The 20,999-nt window shown below is 32.5% G+C and carries 20 protein-coding genes; 2 read left to right on the top strand and 18 right to left on the bottom strand.

The window, feature by feature from the left end; translation table 11 throughout:
- Nucleotides 1-41: 41 nt before the first annotated feature.
- Entirely contained in the window at nucleotides 42-434 is a 393-nt protein-coding gene (locus tag PTA89_RS07300; protein ID WP_003701292.1) for a GNAT family N-acetyltransferase, read from the bottom strand.
- 249 nt (nucleotides 435-683) lie between these two features.
- On the opposite strand from PTA89_RS07300, the gene PTA89_RS07305 reads away from it, so the two are divergent.
- Nucleotides 684-2,003, top strand: coding sequence for an APC family permease (locus PTA89_RS07305; RefSeq protein ID WP_011476339.1), 1,320 nt, complete (start codon nucleotides 684-686; stop codon nucleotides 2,001-2,003).
- Between the two features lie 47 nt (nucleotides 2,004-2,050).
- Here PTA89_RS07305 and PTA89_RS07310 read toward each other — a convergent pair whose 3' ends face one another.
- From PTA89_RS07310 to PTA89_RS07345, 8 genes are all read right to left on the bottom strand, one after another.
- Nucleotides 2,051-2,704: an amino acid ABC transporter permease gene (locus tag PTA89_RS07310; RefSeq protein ID WP_011476340.1), complete on the bottom strand. Its 654-nt coding sequence runs from the start codon at nucleotides 2,702-2,704 to the stop codon at nucleotides 2,051-2,053.
- A 20-nt stretch (nucleotides 2,705-2,724) separates the two neighbouring features.
- Complete coding sequence (locus tag PTA89_RS07315; RefSeq protein ID WP_081509860.1) at nucleotides 2,725-3,363, bottom strand: amino acid ABC transporter permease; 639 nt, start codon at nucleotides 3,361-3,363, stop codon at nucleotides 2,725-2,727.
- A complete protein-coding gene (locus PTA89_RS07320) occupies nucleotides 3,360-4,190 on the bottom strand; it encodes a transporter substrate-binding domain-containing protein (RefSeq protein WP_081534993.1) in 831 nt (276 codons plus the stop codon). Before PTA89_RS07320 ends, PTA89_RS07315 begins: the two co-directional genes overlap by 4 nt.
- A 15-nt stretch (nucleotides 4,191-4,205) precedes the next feature.
- The gene (locus PTA89_RS07325) at nucleotides 4,206-4,943 is read right to left on the bottom strand and encodes an amino acid ABC transporter ATP-binding protein (protein ID WP_003701689.1); all 738 of its coding nucleotides are present in this window, start codon (nucleotides 4,941-4,943) and stop codon (nucleotides 4,206-4,208) included.
- A 216-nt stretch (nucleotides 4,944-5,159) separates the two neighbouring features.
- Nucleotides 5,160-5,699 carry an SA1002 family membrane protein gene (locus tag PTA89_RS07330; RefSeq protein WP_420896856.1) on the bottom strand — a complete coding sequence of 180 codons (540 nt, stop codon included), beginning with the start codon at nucleotides 5,697-5,699 and terminating at the stop codon, nucleotides 5,160-5,162.
- Nucleotides 5,700-5,747: 48 nt separating this feature from the next.
- Entirely contained in the window at nucleotides 5,748-6,665 is a 918-nt protein-coding gene (locus tag PTA89_RS07335; RefSeq protein ID WP_255819698.1) for a DUF6681 family protein, read from the bottom strand.
- Between the two features lie 15 nt (nucleotides 6,666-6,680).
- Nucleotides 6,681-7,157, bottom strand: a complete 477-nt coding sequence (locus PTA89_RS07340; protein WP_004564178.1) for a hypothetical protein — start codon at nucleotides 7,155-7,157, stop codon at nucleotides 6,681-6,683.
- Between the two features lie 98 nt (nucleotides 7,158-7,255).
- Nucleotides 7,256-7,687: a Fur family transcriptional regulator gene (locus tag PTA89_RS07345; protein WP_301265373.1), complete on the bottom strand. Its 432-nt coding sequence runs from the start codon at nucleotides 7,685-7,687 to the stop codon at nucleotides 7,256-7,258.
- Between the two features lie 218 nt (nucleotides 7,688-7,905).
- On the opposite strand from PTA89_RS07345, the gene PTA89_RS07350 reads away from it, so the two are divergent.
- Nucleotides 7,906-9,303 carry an APC family permease gene (locus PTA89_RS07350; protein ID WP_081530778.1) on the top strand — a complete coding sequence of 466 codons (1,398 nt, stop codon included), beginning with the start codon at nucleotides 7,906-7,908 and terminating at the stop codon, nucleotides 9,301-9,303.
- Nucleotides 9,304-9,435: 132 nt separating this feature from the next.
- Here the strand turns inward: PTA89_RS07350 and guaB are convergent, their stop codons facing one another.
- The 9 genes from guaB to PTA89_RS07395 form a co-directional block, all read right to left on the bottom strand.
- Nucleotides 9,436-10,920, bottom strand: coding sequence for an IMP dehydrogenase (gene guaB, locus PTA89_RS07355; RefSeq protein ID WP_004564176.1), 1,485 nt, complete (start codon nucleotides 10,918-10,920; stop codon nucleotides 9,436-9,438).
- Nucleotides 10,921-11,086: 166 nt separating this feature from the next.
- The gene (locus PTA89_RS07360) at nucleotides 11,087-13,939 is read right to left on the bottom strand and encodes a DEAD/DEAH box helicase (RefSeq protein ID WP_324177111.1); all 2,853 of its coding nucleotides are present in this window, start codon (nucleotides 13,937-13,939) and stop codon (nucleotides 11,087-11,089) included.
- Between the two features lie 25 nt (nucleotides 13,940-13,964).
- Nucleotides 13,965-14,744: a tyrosine-protein phosphatase gene (locus tag PTA89_RS07365; protein ID WP_324177112.1), complete on the bottom strand. Its 780-nt coding sequence runs from the start codon at nucleotides 14,742-14,744 to the stop codon at nucleotides 13,965-13,967.
- 77 nt (nucleotides 14,745-14,821) lie between these two features.
- Entirely contained in the window at nucleotides 14,822-16,141 is a 1,320-nt protein-coding gene (locus PTA89_RS07370; protein ID WP_324177113.1) for a hemolysin family protein, read from the bottom strand.
- Between the two features lie 125 nt (nucleotides 16,142-16,266).
- Nucleotides 16,267-16,752 (bottom strand): hypothetical protein, encoded by a 486-nt coding sequence (locus tag PTA89_RS07375; protein WP_268857334.1) that lies wholly within the window; start codon nucleotides 16,750-16,752, stop codon nucleotides 16,267-16,269.
- Between the two features lie 79 nt (nucleotides 16,753-16,831).
- A complete protein-coding gene (locus PTA89_RS07380; RefSeq protein ID WP_301265370.1) occupies nucleotides 16,832-17,746 on the bottom strand; it encodes an RluA family pseudouridine synthase in 915 nt (304 codons plus the stop codon).
- Nucleotides 17,747-17,866: 120 nt separating this feature from the next.
- On the bottom strand, nucleotides 17,867-19,087 hold the full coding sequence (locus tag PTA89_RS07385; RefSeq protein WP_324177114.1) for an ABC transporter permease: 1,221 nt from the start codon (nucleotides 19,085-19,087) through the stop codon (nucleotides 17,867-17,869).
- Nucleotides 19,087-19,770, bottom strand: coding sequence for an ABC transporter ATP-binding protein (locus tag PTA89_RS07390; RefSeq protein WP_044005321.1), 684 nt, complete (start codon nucleotides 19,768-19,770; stop codon nucleotides 19,087-19,089). The genes PTA89_RS07385 and PTA89_RS07390 overlap by 1 nt, the downstream gene beginning before the upstream one ends.
- Nucleotides 19,763-20,836 (bottom strand): efflux RND transporter periplasmic adaptor subunit, encoded by a 1,074-nt coding sequence (locus PTA89_RS07395; protein ID WP_324177115.1) that lies wholly within the window; start codon nucleotides 20,834-20,836, stop codon nucleotides 19,763-19,765. Before PTA89_RS07395 ends, PTA89_RS07390 begins: the two co-directional genes overlap by 8 nt.
- Between the last annotated feature and the right edge of the window lie 163 nt (nucleotides 20,837-20,999).

Raw genomic sequence — 20,999 nt, forward strand, 5'->3', positions numbered from 1 at the left:
GATGAATCAAATTTATCTTGATCCATTATCCGATTTATTTATTAGGAGTATTCTAAAATTTTTTGATCTTGTTCCTCAAAGCCTACACTCTTTAACAGGACTAATTCTGAAGTATCTGTGTCACTAGTAGATATTATAATTTTAGGAACTGCTTTATAATAACTTTTTAAGTGTTCAATCAAGAATTTTCCCACTTTTGATTTATCAAAATTAGGTGATATTAAAAGGTCTTTTACATAAACAGTAGTTGCATTATCGCTAATAGCGTTAACTAACCCTGCCAAGCGTCCCTGATCATAAGCAGCTATCACATAAGACTTCTTTAAACTCTTTCTAAAGCAATCATAATTTTCTAGCTCGTCTTTTCTTCCTAGCGCAGCATACAAATTCAGTAACTCACCTTTATTAAATTTAGGGTTTACTTTCAAATCCACAATATCACCTACTTTCGAAATATGAAAAAATGATTAAATAAAAATTATAATTGTTAAATATAATTATACTCAAAATCTCTAATTATTACAAGTTTACTTTTAATAATGTGTATTTTATGTATATATTTAATTAAAAGCTTTTATTTTCTAATAATTATTTATCTTTTAGCATCACTATGTTAACATTAATACTATGAGTTTTTTAAATAATTATAAAAATATCATTTTTACTCAGAAAGAAGGAGAAATATGCCAGAAAATAAAAATCATGTTCAACTTCAGCGTTCGCTAGGTTTATATTCAGCATTATCATTAGTTATCGGAACAATTATTGGTTCAGGAATATTTTTTAAACAATCTTCCATTTTGGCTAATGCTCATACTACGACCATGGCGATCGCTGCGTGGGTTATCGGCGGTATCATTACACTAACTAGCGGCTTAACCATCGCTGAAATTGGATCTTTATTTCCTCATACTGGTGGATTATATGTTTATATCGAAAAAATATATGGTAAATTCTGGGGTTTCTTAGCTGGTTGGGTTCAAATAATTGTTTATGGTCCTGCTTTAATCGCATCTCTAGGTGCATACCTCGCTATCTTAATTGGAGCATTTTTCCATTTTCCTAGAACTTGGACACCCGCAATTGCAATTATTTCAATTTTATTAATTTCATTGTTTAATTTGTTATCCAATAGATTTGGAGCTGCACTACAAATATTTACTACACTCTGTAAAATGGTTCCTATATTTTTAATCATTATCTGCGGAATTTTATTTGGAGATGAACACGCATTAGGACAAGTCGTAAGTAACGGTCAAGCTTCCATTGGTAACTTCGGCGTCGCTGTATTAGCTACACTTTTTGCTTATGATGGTTGGATTTTAATTGCTAATCTTGGTGGGGAAATTAAAAATCCTCAAAAAATTCTTCCATTAGCAATCATCTTAGGAACTTCCTTTGTGTTAATCGTGTATGTTTTGCTTACTGTAGGAATTTTCAAAGCTATGCCAGCTAATCAGATAACTAAACTTGGAGAAAATGCTGCTCCTTATTTTGCGATTAAAATGTTCGGCTCAATCGGGGGTAAAATTCTCAATCTTGGAATTATTATTTCTATCATTGGTACAATCAATGGTAAGATTATGACATTCCCAAGAATTATGTTTGCGATGGCACGCGCTAACGAGCTTCCATTTTCAAAACAATTAGCTTGGTTACATCCTAGAATGTTTTCCCCTGTTGTTTCAGTGCTTACAATGTTTAGTTTTGCATCTATCTTGATATTATTCTTTAACCCTGATAGATTATCCGAAATTTGTATTTTTTCTATTTATTGTTTTTATCTTATTGCATTTTTCGGTTTATTTAAACTTCGTAAACAACGCAAGGATTTAGTTAGACCTTTTAAAGTTCCTCTATATCCTCTTACACCAATTATTGCTATTTTAGGAGCTATCTTCGTTATGCTTAGCGAAATATTCTCTGATCTTAACGGTGTATTAGTTTCATTTATATTTATTTTAATCGGTGTTCCAGTATATTATTGGAAAGTCAAAAAATAATTTCACAAAAAAAGTACGGCAATTCAATCTGCCGTACTTTTTTATCTCTAACCGTATCTTTTTTCTAATCTTCTAGCTACCAATGACAAGCAATAACATACTATAAAATACATGACTGCAATCATTAAGTACATTGGTACCATGTAAGTCGTATTTTGACTATATATAATCTGTGCATGATATAGTAATTCTGGTAAAACAATAATAGTTGCTAAAGATGTATCTTTAACTAAAGATATAAATTGTGATACTAAAGGTGGTATCATCTTTTGTAATGCTTGAGGCATAATTATATGCCACATTGCTTGTACATAGGTCAGCCCACTTGACCTTGCACCTTCCATTTGTCCAACCGGAACAGCTTGAATACCACTACGAACAATTTCTGCTAACATCGCAGATTCAAAAACTACCAAGGCAGTAACAGCCGCTAACATTGGTGTCATTCTTAAACCTAGCTCTGGTAAACCAAAATAAGTAAAGAAAATAATCAACAGTAAAGGAAGATTTCTAATAATATCAATCAAAAAGCCTACAGCTGCAGATAAATATTTAATCTTAACATATCTGATTACTCCTAGAATTAAACCAATTATAAAGCTTAAAACAATTGAAATCACTGATACTTCTAGTGTTACCCACAATCCTTCTAAAAGAAAGCGTAGATTTATCCATGAATATGCTTGTTCAAATGTTGACATCTAAGTCGCCTCCTTTTAATTTATGCCAATTTCTTTTCTAAATAACGCATGTAATAACTTAAAGGCAATGTCAAAATCAAATAAAACACACCTACAACTAAATAAGTATTAATTGTTTCAAAAGAAGCTGAAGCTATTACATCACCTTGATACATCAAATCAAAGCCAGCAACAAACGCTAATACTGATGAGTTTTTAATCAAATTAATAAATTGATTTCCCAATGGAGGTATTACTAATTTAAAAGCTTGTGGCAAAATAATGTATCGCATTGTTTGCCAGTAAGTTAAACCATTTGCTCGTGCACCTTCCATTTGTCCAACTCCAACAGCTTTAATCCCAGCTCTTACAGTTTCTGCAATAAAGGCTGAGGTATATAATGTTAAACCGATTGTTCCTGCAGTAAATCCACTTAATTTAATAAAAAATTGTGGTACTACTACATAAAACACCATGGTAATAACTAATAAAGGAATATTTCTGAAAATTTCAATATAAATATTAGCTATTATCCTCACTAATTTAGAAGGGACTGTTTGCAAAATTGCAAATATCGATCCAATTATCAAACTGAAGAATAGTGCAATCACACTACATAAAATCGTATTTTCAAACCCCGTTAGGAAAGTTTGCCAATTTTCTGATAGTATATGTATCATCTTTCTCCAGCTCCTTTCGCATCAAACCCCTTAACATTTCCAAACCACTTTTGAATTAACTTATCATAAGTACCATCAGCTTTTAATTCATCTAAAGCTTTATCAATTCTTTTCATCATTTGAGTTTGGCCTTTATCTACAGCAATTCCATAAGGTTCATTAGTAAAGTTACCACCTACAACCTGATAACCAGGATTTTCAGAAGCAATCCCTGCCAATATACCATTATCTGTACTCATCGCTTGACCTTGACCAGATTTCAAAGCCGTAAATGCTTGACCATAATCATCAAATTCCAAAACTTTAGCTTTAGGAGCAAACTTATGAATATTTGCTACAGCAGTTGTTCCTTTTACAGCTAAAACAACCATGCCCTTTTTATTTAAGTCGTGAACATTCTTAATTGTGCTATTATCTGGCACCAACAATGACTGACCAGCTGCAAAATATGGTTGTGAGAATTCAACTATCTTACGTCTTTCAGGAGTGATTGTCATCGCAGCAATTACAGCATCAATATTTTGATTTTTTAAGAGTGGTATCTTAGTTTTAGCTGTTGTCTGTACTAATTTTACTTTAGCATCTTTACCATACATCTTTTTCGTTAATGCCTTGGCCATATCTACATCAAAACCTTCAATTTGCCCTGTCTTAATGTTCATTAAACCAAATAATCTAGTATCTGCTTTTACACCCCAGGTAACCGTCTTAGTTTGTTCAGTTCTCTGAGCAATATTTGCTGCTTTATCTTTTTTTCCACATGCTCCTAAGAAAAAGATCATTAGCAACGCTGAAAAAAGCAGTGTTACTTTTCTTAAATTTTTCATAGCTGACCCCTCTTTCTATTTGTGAGTAATAATCTTACTCAAGAATTGACGGGCTCTTTCTTCTTTAGGATTTTTGAAGAATGTTTCTGTATCATCATCTTCTAAAATTTCCCCATCTGCTAGAAATACAATTCTGTTTCCAACTTCTCGTGCGAATCCCATTTCATGTGTTACCACAACCATTGTAATTCCACGTTCTGCAACAGTCTTCATAACATCTAACACATCATCAATCATTTCAGGGTCTAGAGCACTAGTTGGTTCATCAAACAAAATACATTTAGGTTGCATAGCTAATGAACGTGCAATTGCAACACGTTGTTTTTGTCCACCAGATAACATTCTAGGATATGATTCTGCTTTACTTGAAAGACCTACCATTTCTAGCAATTCTAGAGCATATTTCTTATTTTCAGCTTCATCTTTATGCAAAACTATTCGTGGAGCTAACATAATATTTTCTAATACAGTTTTATTTTCGTATAAGTTAAAATGTTGGAATACCATTCCGACATCTTTTCTAATTTTATTCATATCTGTTTTCTTATCGGATAAATCATAGTTATTAACAATTAATTGACCATTACTAATGTCTTCTAAACCATTAATTGTTCTAATAAGTGTACTTTTACCAGAACCAGAGGGACCAATAAGTACGACAACCTCGCCTTTTTCCACCTTCAAGTTAATATTCTTTAAAGCATGGAAATTTCCATAATATTTATCAACATTTTTAAATTCAATCATCGACATATTCTGTTCCTCCTTCATTCCACGTTACATTTTATACATAATCAAAATCGTTGATATCACTCAATTATTATATAAAAATAATAACAACGTACTCTAATTTTAATCTTTATATAATCAAAAAGCAAGTATTTATTTAAAACACATGTTATATTAGGTTACATGAATATAAAAACACCATATAATTGTTAGAAAATCTAACAACTATATGGTGTCTTCTTAAATATCTTTTTTATAAACTTTATATAAAACTATCGTTATCCAAGTTGCAATTAATGCTGGGAAAATTGCGATAATTAGGTATGTAGGGTTTATCAAATAACTTAAATCTAAATTCAAAATATCAGGAATTTCCTTTACTACTTTATGTAATGTGTCAAACATTACTTGATAAATAGTCATATAGATCAATATCCATTGAATATAATACTCAACCATCGTCAATACAGTTGTTGGCAAATTAAACTTTTCTTGAAATTTCCTAAAAATTAAATAATGAATTAAGCCAGAAAGAACAATCACCCACATTGATAACGTAAAAATCGATCCTATTCTTAAAGCATTAAAACTGTCAGCTAAAATAATTGCTAAACTAAATAAAATAATAAACAGAATTAAATTAATAATTACCATCCCAAACAAAAGTGCAATGGACTGTACAAAAATTAAACTCCGCGTTTTCCTAGCATTAAAAAAGATACTTATACCTATTAAGATGATTAAAATTAAACTCCAATCTATTTTGGTAACCCCCTTTATAAAAAAATACCTTGTAAGTAACTTTTACTACTTACAAGGTATTACATCTTACCTTCTTCTGTCTCTACGCCTGCTTAAATGTTCATCTTCAACACTTGAAGTTTTTTCATAGTAAGAAGAAGCAACTTTAGGTGCAGCCTTTTTTTCGCGACTAGTATATGCAATTTTTGCATCAATTCTGAATGGTTCATTATCTTCCATCGCTGTAGAGCGCCCTGCTATCATAAATGGACCACCTGTTAATACAACAGTTGCCAAATAAATATGATATTTCTTAGCTGCTTCACTAGCTGGCATTAATCCAATTGTTTTGACAGTTCCTAATTGGTAACTTTCAATTTGATTAATACCACCATAAATAACTAATTTACCTTCTACATTTTTCAATTCAAAATATGGTAATGCTTGTGGTGTCTCACCTAAAGCATATCTAACTTTTCCATCGCTTTTTATTTCTTTAAAGATGGTATTCTTACTCTTTCCATCATAATCAAGATGAAGGTAATTAATCTTCTTCAAACTGTCAGCAACAATTTGAATATTAGCTAACTCTGCTTCAGAAGTTGTTATTTCTGCCGGCAAGAAATCTTGATTTTCATCAAAAATACCATTAGTTTGCACAAATCCTGCTTGTCTCATTCTAGCAACCTTTTTGCGAGCTTCTTCTTCAGGATCCTTAGACTTAATTCCTAAAGCATTTTCGATTTTAGGAGAAATATCCCACTTAGCTTTCTTTTCTGTAAACCAATATATTGCATTAAGATAGGTAAAATATAACAACACTAGAAATGCTAAAATAAAAAGAAGTCCTCTTCCGATAAAGCCATTCGCAAAGAAACGCCATGCTACATATAAAAGATAGAAATTACCTACACCACCTACTATAGTGTAGACTCTATTTTTTATCTTAACATTCATGTTGATATATCCTATCCAGGTATTTATCAACCCTAAAATACTAAACAATCATCTCACCTCTTTTTACTGATTATTATTTGTTGTTGTTCCGCCAGTTGTGTTATTGTTAGTTGTTGTATTTCCTGTCGTATTATTACTATCAGTAGTTGTATCATTACTATTAGTATTGTTATTTGTCGTTGTTCCACCAGTTGTATTATCAGTAGTTTTAGTAGAACTTGAATAAGATTTATTATTACCATTTGTATTGTCATAATCAGTAGTAGAGCTAGTATCTTGATTTTGATCATTTTCACTATCATCATACGAACTACTATCGTGTTTCTTATCATCACTTTGACTTGATGACATCTTAGAATTATCTTGTTCTGGATTTGAACTAAAACTTGAAGAAACTGTTGACGTAGACACACTTTCTACCTTAGGCTTTCCTTCAGAAGTACCAGTTGCAGTGTTAACTGCCACGTTAGTTGCACCTAAAGCTAATACCGCCGATAAAATCGCAAATGGTGTAATAAACGGTGGTGTACGATATGCCATTTTTCTTCCTCCTATCTATACTTTCACTTTCTTAACTATATTACTACATACGTCCAAAAGAATACATGAATTTTTTATGATGAAGCTTTAAAGATTTACTAAGAGCCTTTAAGACATTTGTCGCATACACCATATACTTCAAATCTATGTCCATCAATTTGATATCCAGGAAGTTGAGTCTGTAATAAATCATCTAGAGGACAAAGATTAATTTCTTCAACTTTCCCACACTTCTCACAAATAAAATGATGATGATGCAAATTTCCAAAATCACATTGATATTTTACACAAGCTCCTGATGGTTTCTCTTGAGTCTCAATGATCCCTAAATTATCAAAATCTTTTATATTACGATAGATTGTATTATGACTCATTCCTGGAAAAAGAGTATGCATATATTTATCCACCTGTGTAATATCCACATATCGATGCTGATAATTACTCAAATATTCCAGTAAAGCTTGTCGTTGTTTGGTTATTTTTAAATTATGCTCTTTTAAAATACTGATTGCTTCCTTAACCAAAGTCATTCACCATCTCTCTAAATAGTAATCTTTACTTTCTAATCTATACTAACATCAATTATTTTAAAATGCTAATTTATTATTTTTTCTAATTTTTTAATCCCCATTTTATCGGCTTTTATTGCTAAAATCGATTACTAAAATTAATTTTTCTATTAACATTGACATTATACTCTAATAATTGCTATTATTGTCACTATATTAATAATGAATGGAGTGATTTAATGGGGATTTTAAATCGCATTCTAAGAAAAGAAAGTCTCGAACGTTACTTAGATTCCGACAATCACCTTGAACGTATTATCGGGACTAAAGATTTGATTGCCATGGGGATTGGTGTTGTTATTGGGACAGGTATCTTTATCCTTCCAGGAACTGTTGCCGCAACACATAGTGGTCCTGCGATTACTATTTCTTTCATCCTGGCTGCAATTGTTTGTTCTACTTCAGCTTTATGTTATGCAGAATTCTCATCTGCTTTACCAGTTGCCGGAAGTGCTTATTCATTCGGTAATGTTATTTTCGGTGAGCTTATAGGTTGGATTTTAGGCTGGGCTTTAATTCTTGAATATATGTTAGCTGTCGCTGCTGTTGCAACTGGATGGGCTTCATACTTCAACTCTTTTATTGCTGGTTTTGGAATTCATATTCCTAAAGCAGTTAGCGGTCCTTTTAATCCAGCTCAAGGTACTTACGTTAATTTAACTGCTATTTTAATTGTATTGTTTATTTCTTTCTTGTTAAGTAGGGGTGTGCAAGCATCTATTCGTCTTAACAACATTATGGTTTATCTAAAAATTGCAATTATTCTATTATTTGTAATCGTTGGTGCCTTTTTTGTGAAACCTGCTAATTGGAATCCATATATGCCATTTGGAATCAAAGGTGTCTTCACTGGTGCCTCAACAGTTTTCTTTGCTTATTTAGGATTTGATGTTATTGCTTCATCAGCTGCTGAAGTTAAGAATCCAAAACGTTCAATGCCAGCTGGTATCTTAGGAACTTTATCAATCACTACTGTTCTATATATTGCTGTAGCAGCTGTTTTAACTGGAATGGTCAAGTATACAAAACTTGATGTTGGAAATCCTGTATCATACGCTATGCAACTAGCTCACCAAGATTGGTTTGCTGGTATCATCGCCTTAGGTGCTTTGATCGGTATGTTTACTATGATCCTTTCAACTACATTCTCATCTTCTCGCCTAATTTACTCAATTGGTCGCGATGGTCTACTACCTGCTTCTTTAAGTAAATTAGATGAAAAGACACATACACCAAAAGTTGCTCTATATGCTGTAACAATTGTTATAGCTTTAACTAGTGGATTTGTTTCTTTAGATCAATTAGCTAACTTAGTTAATATTGGAACTTTAGTTGCTTTTACCGTTGTTTCTCTGGGTGTTATTCCTTTACGTCGTCGTAAAGATATTGATAACAGCAAAGGATTCAAAGTTCCATTTTATCCTGTACTTCCTATTGTTTCTGTTGTTTTATGTTTAATCATGCTATCTCAACTTTCATTAGAAACATGGGTTGCTTCTGGTATTTGGTTCTTAATTGGTTTAACTATCTACTTTAGTTACGGTATTAAACACAGTAAGCTTTCTGGAAATAAATAATTTAATATAACCAAAAAAGGTACTAGCGATTAGTATAATTAACTAATTACTAGTACCTTTTCATTGCAATTTTTCTATAATCAAAAAGGAATTACGTTATTATTCGCGTAATTCCTTTTTTATTTAATCTTCTTATTTAGAATAGTTAGGAGCTTCTTTAGTAATTTGTACATCATGTGGATGTGATTCAACTAAACCAGCACCTGTAATTTGTACAAATTGAGCTTCATTTGTAAGTGTTGCTAAATCAGGAGCACCACAGTAACCCATACCTGCACGAAGTCCACCGTCCATTTGGTATACAATGTCTGCTACGCTACCTTTGTATGCAACACGTCCTTCGATACCTTCTGGAACAAGCTTGTTAGCTTCATTGACACCACTTTGGAAGTAACGGTCAGAAGAACCATGTGTAGAATCCATAGCACCCAAGCTACCCATTCCACGATATGTCTTAAAGCGACGGCCTTGATAAATTTCTGTTTCACCAGGTGCTTCGTCTGTACCAGCTAACATTGAACCTAGCATTACAGCATTACCACCTGCAGCAATTGCCTTTACAATGTCACCTGAGTACTTAATACCACCATCAGCGATGATTGTCTTACCATATTCACGAGCAACACCTGCAGCATCATAAATTGCAGTAATTTGAGGAACACCTACACCAGCTACAACACGTGTTGTACAAATAGAACCAGGTCCAATACCTACTTTAACTACATCAACACCAGCATCATATAATGCCTTTGTTGCTTCTGCAGTTGCAACATTACCAGCAATCAAAGTTGCTTCTGGAAAATGTTCACGAATTTCTTTAATCTTACGTAATACACCAGCTGAATGTCCATGAGCTGTATCAATAACTAATGCGTCTGCACCTGCATTTAAAAGAGCTTCTGCACGTTCAAAAGTATCACTTGTAACCCCAACAGCTGCAGCTACTAACAAACGTCCGTGTTTATCTTTAGCAGCATGTGGAAATTCTACTACTTTTTCAATATCTTTGATTGTAATTAATCCAGTTAATTGACCTTCTTCATTAACCATTGGTAATTTTTCAATCTTATATTGTTGTAAAATTTCTTCTGCTTTTTCTAAAGATGTGCCTTCTGGAGCAGTAATTAAGTTTTCCTTAGTCATTACATCGTCGATTTTAACCTTGCTATCAGTAACAAAACGTAAATCACGGTTTGTAATGATACCACAGAATTTACGGTTTTCAGCATTTTCAACAATTGGAACACCACTAATACGATATTTGTGCATAAGTGCTTCTGCTTCAAAAACTTTGTTATCAGGAGTCAAGAAGAATGGATCAATAATAACACCTGATTCAGAACGTTTTACTTTACGAACTTCATCAGCTTGACGTTCAATTGTCATATTCTTATGAATAACACCTAATCCACCTTGACGAGCCATTGCGATTGCCATTGCAGATTCTGTAACTGTATCCATTCCCGCACTAATGATAGGGATATTTAATTTGATGTTTTTCGCAAGTTGAACACTTAAATCAACTTCATTAGGTAAGACATGGCTTTCAGCCGGAATTAATAGTACGTCATCGAATGTATATCCTTTTTTAACAAATTTAGTATCCCATTTGGACATTGTTAGAACTCTCCTTTACGTAATTGTTAATATGTTGTCTTACAGAATACAAAATATTTCAAGAAAAAGCAAGTATTCTTAGTTAATTTTTAAATTCTTAATCTTATTCTTATTTTTAAGGTTAAAATTCGTTTTTTAGCTACCTTATTTACGAATAATTAATATATTATTCAGTAAATAACAAATCATACATTTTAGTTTCTAATGGGTGTTGCAACTCTATGTTCATTCCTACTGCTGTCTTTTTCCCAACGATTTCTTCACGAACACTATCTGATACAATCTTACCTTCTCCCAAATAGTAGAACCCTTTTCCATCGGCATCGCTACGTTTTACAAAAAGATGTAGTTTTATTTTATAATTTCCCATTTTATCTTTTGCTAAAAGCCGTTGAACCTCATCTGAATCTATATGTCGAGGAGATCTAGTATACCATCTCAAACTTTTACCATTTTGTAAATCATTACGATATTTAGCATTTCGCTTATCTTCAGAATCTTTCTTATAGGTTATAAAAATTGGACATTCTTTTTCACCTACACGATACCCATACATTGGTGCACTGACGTCTTTTTCCCAATTTAATAAGCGGCATACATCTTTACGAGTGTATTTTTGATAGAATGTAAACTGCTTTTTATTTTGATATTCCTCACTCAATAATAATCCTGTTTGAATAACATCTTGCCATAACTGGTAGAATTTAGGATTATTCAAACTTGTTTTAATTTGATCATTAAGTTGATAATCTAACAAATTGACCTTTTCTATGATAGGAATTCCACCATACTGTTCAGCTTTGGTTGTCTTTCCAGCCTTCACATCAAAGAAAGATAAGTTCAAAATATTTTCAACAGAATTCATTAATTCCATATTGAAATAAATTTGTTTTTCTTGTAATTCTTGCTCATAATCAGATAAACTGCATACTTTATTTTTAGTCAATAGATCTAATAATATGAGTTCGTGAGGTCTCATTCCATTCAATAATTCTTTGGTTATAAAAGTTAAAACTTGTTCTTGATACAAATTCAACTCAGAATCTTCTCCCATTTTTTGCAAGAAAATATCATAGTTATCAAGATTTCCGTTATTAGCAAAAACAATTGGAGAAACTGACCCAAATCTATAAAAATCTTGTAGCAAAGGTACTTTACCAAGTTTATTTTTCAAATCTTGATAAGCTGTTCTCAATTCCTTCATTGAATCTAACTTCACTTTATCCAATGATTGCAGAATCTTTTCTTGAGCAATCTCCGTAAAATTAATCGTTGAAACATCAATTACTGGTGGAACTCTTAACTCTGCTTTAGCTTCGTCAATACTGCGACTATTGTCTTGAGTTAAAGCAATTGGAATCAAATAATTATTTTTATAATTACCAATAAAATCTAATACTGTTACGAAATCTTTTCCTGGATATTTTCTTAATCCACGTCCTAATTGTTGAATAAATACAATACTTGACTGTGTATTTCGTAACATCACAACTTGATTGACACAAGGAATATCGATACCTTCGTTAAACAAATTAACGGTAATGATATATTCTATTTTCCCTTCTTCTAATTCTCTAACTACTGCTCTTCTACGTTCATTACTATCTTGATTAGTTAAAGCTTTAGCTTGATGTCCTGCATCCGTAAATGCCTGAGCCAATTCTAATGCCTCATCTTGACGACTACAGAAAACCAAGCCATGAACTTTTAGTCCAGAGTAACCATAATAGTCTAATTGATTCAAAATATATTTTACACGCTTAGGAGCTGTTAAATAGCGTAGATTAGTTGTTTCATCTACGATAATGCCATCTTCTTCATAATCTTGAACCCCAATATAGTGAAATGGACTGAGCATTTTATTTTCTAAAGCATCACGCAATCTAATTTCGTAAGCTAAATTATAATCAAATAAAGCATATACATCCTGATTATCCATTCTTTCAGGTGTCGCCGTCATTCCCAGCCAAAAATCTGGTTTAAAATGGTGCATGATTTTTTGATAAGATGGCGCTGCTGAACGATGTGCCTCATCAATCAAAATATAATCGAAATAATTACTTGGTAATTGGTCTAATATTTTGTCTTGGCTCACTGTTTGAATAGTAGAAAAAATATACTTTGCTTGAGTATCTTGCCTATCACCACTTAACATTCCATACAATCTGCCACTTCCACCGATTACCTTCTTAAAACTTTCCATCGCTTTTTTAGCAATTTGTTCCCTATGAACTACAAATAAAAATCGTTTAGGCTGGTATTCCTTAACCGCGAATGCTCCTAAATAAGTCTTACCAGTCCCAGTAGCAGACACAACTAGGGCCTTACTCTTCTTTTCAGCAATTATTTTTTCTAACTCTTTTAAAGCAGCCATCTGCATCTTATTAGGAACTATCTCACTTTTGGCTTTGTTATTAATAGACTTTTTTGTTACTCGTAAATTTTGCCAAACTTCTTTATAATTATCTGTCCAAGCTTGTGTCAGTACTTGGGAATTTTCTATAATTCGCTCTAACTCTGAATGAGTTTGCTGATATAGACTACCATTTTCCGTTGAAGTTAGTTTTATCGCCCATTCATAATTACTTAACATCGCAGCTCTAGTAAAATTAGCACTGCCAACAATCATCGTATAATAATCTGTATGTTCAAACATGTATCCTTTTGCATGAAAGCCAGATTCTTCGGCAAGATAAACGTCTACATTCTTTAACTTTAGCAATTCAGTAAATACTTTGGGTTGATTAAAATTAAGATACGTACTTGTAACAATCTTGCCCCTTATCCCTTTTTTATATAAATCTGCCAAAACAACTTTCAAAGGAGTTAACATATCCAAAGTTATAAAGGCTACCGACCAAATAAAACTTTTACATGTTTTTAATTCTTGTTTCAGACTTGTCCAAATATGTTGATCATTAGCATTGACTAACATTTTAGGAGTTAATAATTCATGTCCGGAATAATCAGCAGCATACAAGCCGTTAAGCATCGCTTCCTTCAATGTTTCGTTATCCATTATCTACTTCTCATCCTTTGCATTTTTATTCTAAATATAATTCTTGCAACCTTTCAATTTTAGCTTTTGTCATTCCTAATTTTTCTTCCAAAAATCTCGCAACAGATCCACTTACTACTCTACATGCTTTAGGTAAAACTTCAATTGTTTCAGCAATAACTGCTGTTTTACTGTTTAATCTCTGTGCTATTTCTGTTTGCGATTCACTTTCTAACGCATCATTTATTGTTTCAGAAGAATAATTATCAAAAAATAGATTGGTATATAAGTAATCTTTCACAATTTGTTTTTCACTCACACCTAATGCACTCAAAATTAAAAATGCAGCTACCCCTGTTCTATCTTTTCCAGCTGTGCAATGGAAAACCACACTTTCTCTCTCTTTATCATTTTCCAATAAGACATTGAACATTTTTCGATAAGCAGCTTGTGCATGAGGATCTAACAACATTTGAAGATAAGTTTGTCTTCCAAAATCCATATTACTAGCTCCTAATCGCATATTATTGATGATTCCTAAATTTTTAAACAAGCTAAAAGAAAATGGGTATACAGTATCTTGGAAATATTGTGCTTTATCTGGATACTTATCTGGCGAATAATTGGATTCTTCGGGTGAACGCAAATCAATAATATAACGAACTCCATATTGATCTAGATAATCTACATCATTCTTGGTTAGTTGTGCCATACTTCCACAACGTAATAGTTTGTGCCACTTAATTTTTCTACCATCCTCGGTTAAATAACCGCCCAATTCTCTAAAATTTATACCTTCTTCTAATTCTAACATTCTATGTTCCATAATTAATTTCACCTACAATCAAAAAAACTAGGTCTATCTTAATTATAATAGACCTAGCTTTTATTACTCAAAATATATTACTTCTTCTTTTCGCAAACTTCGACCCAATCAACATAATTTCGATTGAATTCAGTAACTTTAACTTTCAAACCACCAAGTTCAACTTCAGTTCCCAACTGAATCTTATAGTTATCTTGCAAATATCCTGCCAATGTTACACTTTCTGATTCTAAGAAATCTTTTTCTTGGAATCCAAAATAACGCTCAAAGTCGTATAAAGTTGTTTTACCTGAAACTTTATATGTTCCATTGTGATTATCAATAATATCATCTGGTAAAACATCATCAGCTTCATCTAAAACTGTTCCAAAAACTTCTTCATAAATATCTCTATCAGTTACAATTCCACTAGTTCCACCATATTCGTCTAACACCACAACCATTGGAACTCGTTTTCTTGTCATTTGTCGTAACAAGCCTTGTAATTCTGTAGTTTCAGGAACAGAAATAATTGTTCTCAATAACTTAGAAATCTTGATCGTATCATCTACACGTGATTGACGAATCAAATCATAAATATAGACATAACCCAAAATCTTATCTTTATCATTATTGGCTACTACCGGATAACGTGAGTGTTTTTCTTGCAGATATTTATTCAAAACATCTTTTACAGTTGCGGTAATATCTACCACTTCAACACTTGTTCGATCAATCATAACATCTTTAGCAACTTTGTCATTAAATTCAAATGCACGTCGCATATATAGATAGTCTTCTTTGTCTATCGAACCACCAGTAACTGCATTCTTTGATAAATTTAAGATTTCATTTTCTGACAATACATCTGTGGCTTCTCCAGCTGGTTTTAATCCCATCGCTTTAACTATACCGTTAGCAGAAGCATTTAATAACCACACAAATGGATAGAATAGAATATGGAAGTAATGTAGTGGGCGAACCACAAACATCATCACTTTCATCGGCATATCAATACTTATGTTCTTAGGTACAATTTCAGTTAAAACAACTTCCAAATATGTAAGTAAAACAACACCTAAAACTGCACTAATTGCCATAATAGTTGTGTGATTTAACGGTGTAAAACCAAAAAAGTCAGCAAAAATTTGCGATAAGGTATCTGCTCCAAGCCAGCCTAAGATGATTCCTGTTAATGAAACACCTACCTGAGTTGTAGATAGATATTCATTCATGTTATCGACCATCTTCAAAGCCATTTCAAGCTTTTTCTTGTTACCTTCTCCATCCTCTAACATACTCTCAATTTGACTTTTACGTACTGAAACAATTGCAAATTCAGCTGCCACAAAGAAAGCGGCAAAGAAAAATACAATTACTACAACGATTAAATTGCTAACCGCCTGACCACTAGACAAAATGCATTCCCCATTTCTCAAAATATTGATGTCTTAATTAACACCTTTTAATTTCATCTACTGATTTTTTAATTCTTATATGCTCTATCATAGCATTTTTTACGTAAAATTACCTTATACTTAGGTTAATTATTTGTATCTTCTTCAGAAATTTCTGCACTTTCAATTACTGAAATTTTTTCGGCAATATTCCCTGCAATCTTTACTTCATAATTTTCTGGATTTGCGAGAAATTCATCGACACTTCCTAAGGTGTCTATCCTGAATCCTGATGCATTCAATTTAGGTGATTCAACTATTAAATTCACTACTACTGGTACTTTTTCTTCTAATCTATTAAAGAAATTATCAACCTTATCAATATTGCTATATGGTAAATTAATTATTCCAGATTCTAATCTAACGAAGACTGGACCATCTGCATAATCAATAACTAACTCAATTTGAGTTAATTTATTATCTTTAATAGAACTTTCAAATTTATCAATCACCGGCACCATAACATCAGCTACTCCCATGCTGTCTACATCTGAAGCTCTAGCTGTGATTGTCTCCTTGTGATAATCCTCGTTTTCAATCGCAGTAATGAAATTTCCTACTTCGATTTCCATTTAGTTCACGTCCTTAAAAATTATTCTAAGATATAATCTACTATAACTAGTTATACATTATCAATATTTTTGTAAAAATTTAGTTTTTACTCTCTTTTACTTTTTCCTCATAATTTGTAAAATATTTGGGTATATCTGCCTTTATCTCTAGTTCTCTCATTGAAAATGGCAAAGTTAATTTCTGTTTGTAGCCATGTAACATCATATGCTTTTCTTCACTTACATGATTATATAACACGTCTCCTACAATAGGATGCCCCATTGCCGATAGATGTACGCGTAATTGATGCGTTCTTCCTGTTTCCAATCTTAAATAAACTACTGAATTATTTCCAAATTCTTTAATTACTTGATAATGTGTTCTAGCTGGTAGTGCGCCTATGCCGTCTACTTTTCGCTTACGCTTATCATTTTCATCCTTACCAATTGGTAGATCAATAACTCCTTCTTTTTGATCAAAAATTCCTTCTGTTACAGCTAAATAGTCACGCTTGATTGTGTGCATACTAATCAAACGAGTCAATATTGGTACCACAACTGGATTCTTAGCCACTATCATCGCCCCACTGGTCAACATATCTAAACGATGTACCATATAAGGATGTTCATCTTTTACATCTAAGTATCCAGCAATATAATTCATCAAAGTTCCTGTTTCATATGGTTGATTAGGATGGCTCTTGATTCCTTGAGGCTTATTTACTACTAATAAATCCTCATTTTCAAAAATAATTGGAATTTTCCTACCTTTGTCTACAATATAATTTGAGGTAGCTGTCCTAAATTCATCACCTTCAAAGATTAATTCAATCTTTTGATTTCCTTGAACAATTGTATTCATCGGATAATAGTTATCATTAATTTTTACGTTTTCCCTAATTCTCAAAAAATGGATAAATTTACGTGGAAGTAACCACTTTTCAGACAATAAAGCTCGTAATGAAATTCCACCAAATTCAGCATTGACTGTTCTTTCAAATTTATACTTACTCATTATTTCCCTCATTTCTAATCCGAGCTAATTATAATAATTTTCGTGAAACATGGCAAAATAAAAAGTAGCCTTACCTAATTATGAAACTTGTATCATAACCAAATAATTCTACTTTATTTCTTATCTCAATATATCAATTAAATTCTTATTTGCTGCCTGTCTAGCTGGTAATATACCGAAAATCAAACCAACAGCACTAGAAACTCCAAATGCTAATAAGAAAGCATTTAGCGTAATATGTGCTTTGATTTTAATTCCTCCACCTAGGCTTAGCAATGGTGCCAGTAGATGTGATAAGCCTGCACCTAAAACAAAACCAATTAGACCACCAGTTACAGTCAGAACCATCGCTTCAATTAAAAATTGTAACATAATGTTAGTTGGAGTTGCCCCTACCGCTAATCGGATACCAATCTCTTGAGTTCGTTCTGAAACTGAAATATACATCATATTCATAACGCCAATTCCAGCAATAAACAGAGAAATTGCCGCAATTAAACTGATAAATCCTGTTATCATATTAATTTGTGAAGAAAATGCCTTTAGTTCTTTTTCCATATCATAATATGCATATGTTCCTTTATTCATGGCACTTCCATTTTTTTCAAGATACTTAGCAATCTTTTTAGATACCTTGCTTGCCGGAGCGTCTTGAGGGAATGTTAATTTAATTACATCACCTTCATTGGCATTTTGTCCATCGTAATATAACTTATATGGAACAACAACGTCAGTTCCTTTTGCACTTAATGTTCCATATTGATCATACTTACTTCCACCACCATAAACACCAATAATACGATAAGTTGTCTCATTAGATGAAATTGAAGTTCCAACTGCATTTTGAGCAGTTCCAAATTCTTTTTTTGCCAAGGATTCTTTTATCATCGCTACTGGCTCTTTCATCTGTAAATCTTGTTTAGTAATCTCTCTACCAGCTATTAAGTCGATCGACTTTTCAGGTTTCTTCTCTAAATTAATACTTACAGACTTCTCCTCATCGCCAATAGTCATCTTAGAATTGATTAATGAATCATGTTCTATCTTCACATCTTTAAATTCTGAACCAAATTCCGTCTTAATATTAGCAATATCTTCTTCAGTAAAGCCATGTACTGTCGATCCCATATCTACTGAAGAATATCCAATTTCTGTCGTCTGTTGTCCTTGTTTAGAATTACCAAACTTATCATACATCGTCTTTTTAACACCATCACCCATGCCCAGAATTGTAATAACGGCAGCAATCCCGATCATTATCCCGATAATTGTTAAAAAGCTTCTTTTCCGATTAGTTTTCAAAGATTGAAAGGCTGTTCTCAATAACTCTATAAACTTCATTATATCTCATTCCTTTCATCTTTTATCATGTGACCATCAAGAATTGTTACTACCCTTTCACATTGCTCAGCAACGTGTGGATCGTGTGTAACTAAAATAATAGTTGTATGACTTTCTCGATTAAGTTCCTTAAATAAATTCATAATTTCTTGGCTAGTTTGTGTATCCAAAGCCCCAGTTGGTTCGTCAGCAATTAAGAATTTAGGATTCGTAGCTATTGCTCGTGCTATCGAAACACGTTGTTGCTGCCCACCAGACATATTTTTAGGCAATTTATTTTCATAACCAGCCAGACCTACTTTACTCAAAACTTCGCTAACTCTTTCCTTAATCTCCGCACGTTTCTTACCAGCATACAATAATGGCAAAGCCACATTTTCTGCCACACTAACGTCTCTTAATAACTTAAAATTTTGAAAAACAAACCCTACATTTTCGTTCCGAAGTTTTGAAAAGTCTTTTCTATCATAATCATGAATTGGTTCATTATTATAATAATAAGTCCCCTCAAACTTATCATCTAAAAAACCAATAATATTTATCAAAGTAGATTTCCCTGAGCCAGATTCACCAATAATTGCTACCAATTCTCCTGCATCGATATTTAGATTAATATCATGTAACACATGAAATTGAGAATCGCCTTGTTGGTAGTATTTGTTAATATTTTCTAGCCTAATCATTATTTTCTACCTGCTCATTATTTTTTAGGTCTTTATCTGGATTAGTAACTATCTTATCGCTATCTACAAGGCCTTGATCTACAATAAAATAGCTATTAACTTCTTTGCCTGACACTTTAGTTGCTTGGGCTTTTCCAGCTTTATTTACAACGTATACTTTTCCATCTTTTACAGCAGCTTTAGGAATTTTTATTCCCTTTTGTACTACTGACATTTTAACAGTTTGACCTAACATGAATTTCTTGGCATCCACTTTAGCATTTAAATCATATTTAGTATTATTGCCCTTGCTATCTTTTGTTGGTACTTCTGACAAATATGATATTTGTGTTTCTTGAACCTTATTAGTAGCTACTGCCTTAACCTGAATATTTCCACCTAATTTAACCTTGTTATAGTCATATTCTGAAATTTGAGCTGAAACTTGTCTATCATCAGAATATAAAGTAACAACTGGTTGATTTTGTTTGGATGTATCTATTTCGACATATCCAGCATATGGAGCTGTTAAAGTTTGGTTAACCTTACTAGATAAAGTATTTAACTTATTTCTTGCAGCATTCACACTTGCTTGAGCATCGGCATAAGCATTTTGTGCTTCCGTTAATTGTCCTTGTAACTCACTATATCCATCATTACCTGATCCCACACTGCTCATTTGTTTCTTAATATTATTAATACTTTGTTGCTGAGAATTCATCGCTCTTTGCGATTTATCAATTTCACCTTGAACTTCCACAACCGAATCTTGCTTATCTGCATTGTGTGTAGTTAGGATAGCTTGTCCTTGCTCAACATGCTCACCATTCTTAACATTAATACTTTGAATATCACCACTAGGAGTATCTAAAATTTCCCTTTGAACTGGCTCAACACTTCCTGTTAACGTAAAGCTAGTTTGTTGTGACACTTTAGCAACGCGATATTTGGAATCTTCACTTGAATTCTTATCTGAGATTGCAGAATGTACAGCTACTCCGACTACCAATAATACTACAACTCCACCAACTATTACCCAGCGTTTTTTCCCTGTAAATTTATTTCGTAAACTTCTTTTTTTCTTCATCTTCTATCCTCCAAATTATTTCCCTAGATCAATTGTATTCTTCACTATATATCACTAATCATCTTCATTGGTTAATTACTTACATAACTAACTATACACATAACAAAGACTTAACGCAAGCATTTCTTAAAAAATTCCAATAAAAAATGGCATGCCTATAATA

Source organism: Ligilactobacillus salivarius (assembly GCF_035231985.1).
Lineage (GTDB): Bacteria > Bacillota > Bacilli > Lactobacillales > Lactobacillaceae > Ligilactobacillus > Ligilactobacillus salivarius.

What these genes read in the sequence shown, in the direction of transcription:
- PTA89_RS07305 (WP_011476339.1), top strand. Translation starts at nt 684, where the DNA reads ATGCCAGAAAATAAAAATCATGTTCAACTTCAGCGTTCGCTAGGTTTA.
- PTA89_RS07310 (WP_011476340.1), bottom strand. Translation starts at nt 2,704, where the DNA reads ATGTCAACATTTGAACAAGCATATTCATGGATAAATCTACGCTTTCTT.
- PTA89_RS07315 (WP_081509860.1), bottom strand. Translation starts at nt 3,363, where the DNA reads ATGATACATATACTATCAGAAAATTGGCAAACTTTCCTAACGGGGTTT.
- PTA89_RS07320 (WP_081534993.1), bottom strand. Translation starts at nt 4,190, where the DNA reads ATGAAAAATTTAAGAAAAGTAACACTGCTTTTTTCAGCGTTGCTAATG.
- PTA89_RS07325 (WP_003701689.1), bottom strand. Translation starts at nt 4,943, where the DNA reads ATGTCGATGATTGAATTTAAAAATGTTGATAAATATTATGGAAATTTC.
- PTA89_RS07340 (WP_004564178.1), bottom strand. Translation starts at nt 7,157, where the DNA reads ATGGCATATCGTACACCACCGTTTATTACACCATTTGCGATTTTATCG.
- PTA89_RS07345 (WP_301265373.1), bottom strand. Translation starts at nt 7,687, where the DNA reads ATGACTTTGGTTAAGGAAGCAATCAGTATTTTAAAAGAGCATAATTTA.
- PTA89_RS07350 (WP_081530778.1), top strand. Translation starts at nt 7,906, where the DNA reads ATGGGGATTTTAAATCGCATTCTAAGAAAAGAAAGTCTCGAACGTTAC.
- guaB (WP_004564176.1), bottom strand. Translation starts at nt 10,920, where the DNA reads ATGTCCAAATGGGATACTAAATTTGTTAAAAAAGGATATACATTCGAT.
- PTA89_RS07360 (WP_324177111.1), bottom strand. Translation starts at nt 13,939, where the DNA reads ATGGATAACGAAACATTGAAGGAAGCGATGCTTAACGGCTTGTATGCT.
- PTA89_RS07365 (WP_324177112.1), bottom strand. Translation starts at nt 14,744, where the DNA reads ATGGAACATAGAATGTTAGAATTAGAAGAAGGTATAAATTTTAGAGAA.
- PTA89_RS07375 (WP_268857334.1), bottom strand. Translation starts at nt 16,752, where the DNA reads ATGGAAATCGAAGTAGGAAATTTCATTACTGCGATTGAAAACGAGGAT.
- PTA89_RS07380 (WP_301265370.1), bottom strand. Translation starts at nt 17,746, where the DNA reads ATGAGTAAGTATAAATTTGAAAGAACAGTCAATGCTGAATTTGGTGGA.
- PTA89_RS07385 (WP_324177114.1), bottom strand. Translation starts at nt 19,087, where the DNA reads ATGAAGTTTATAGAGTTATTGAGAACAGCCTTTCAATCTTTGAAAACT.
- PTA89_RS07390 (WP_044005321.1), bottom strand. Translation starts at nt 19,770, where the DNA reads ATGATTAGGCTAGAAAATATTAACAAATACTACCAACAAGGCGATTCT.
- PTA89_RS07395 (WP_324177115.1), bottom strand. Translation starts at nt 20,836, where the DNA reads ATGAAGAAAAAAAGAAGTTTACGAAATAAATTTACAGGGAAAAAACGC.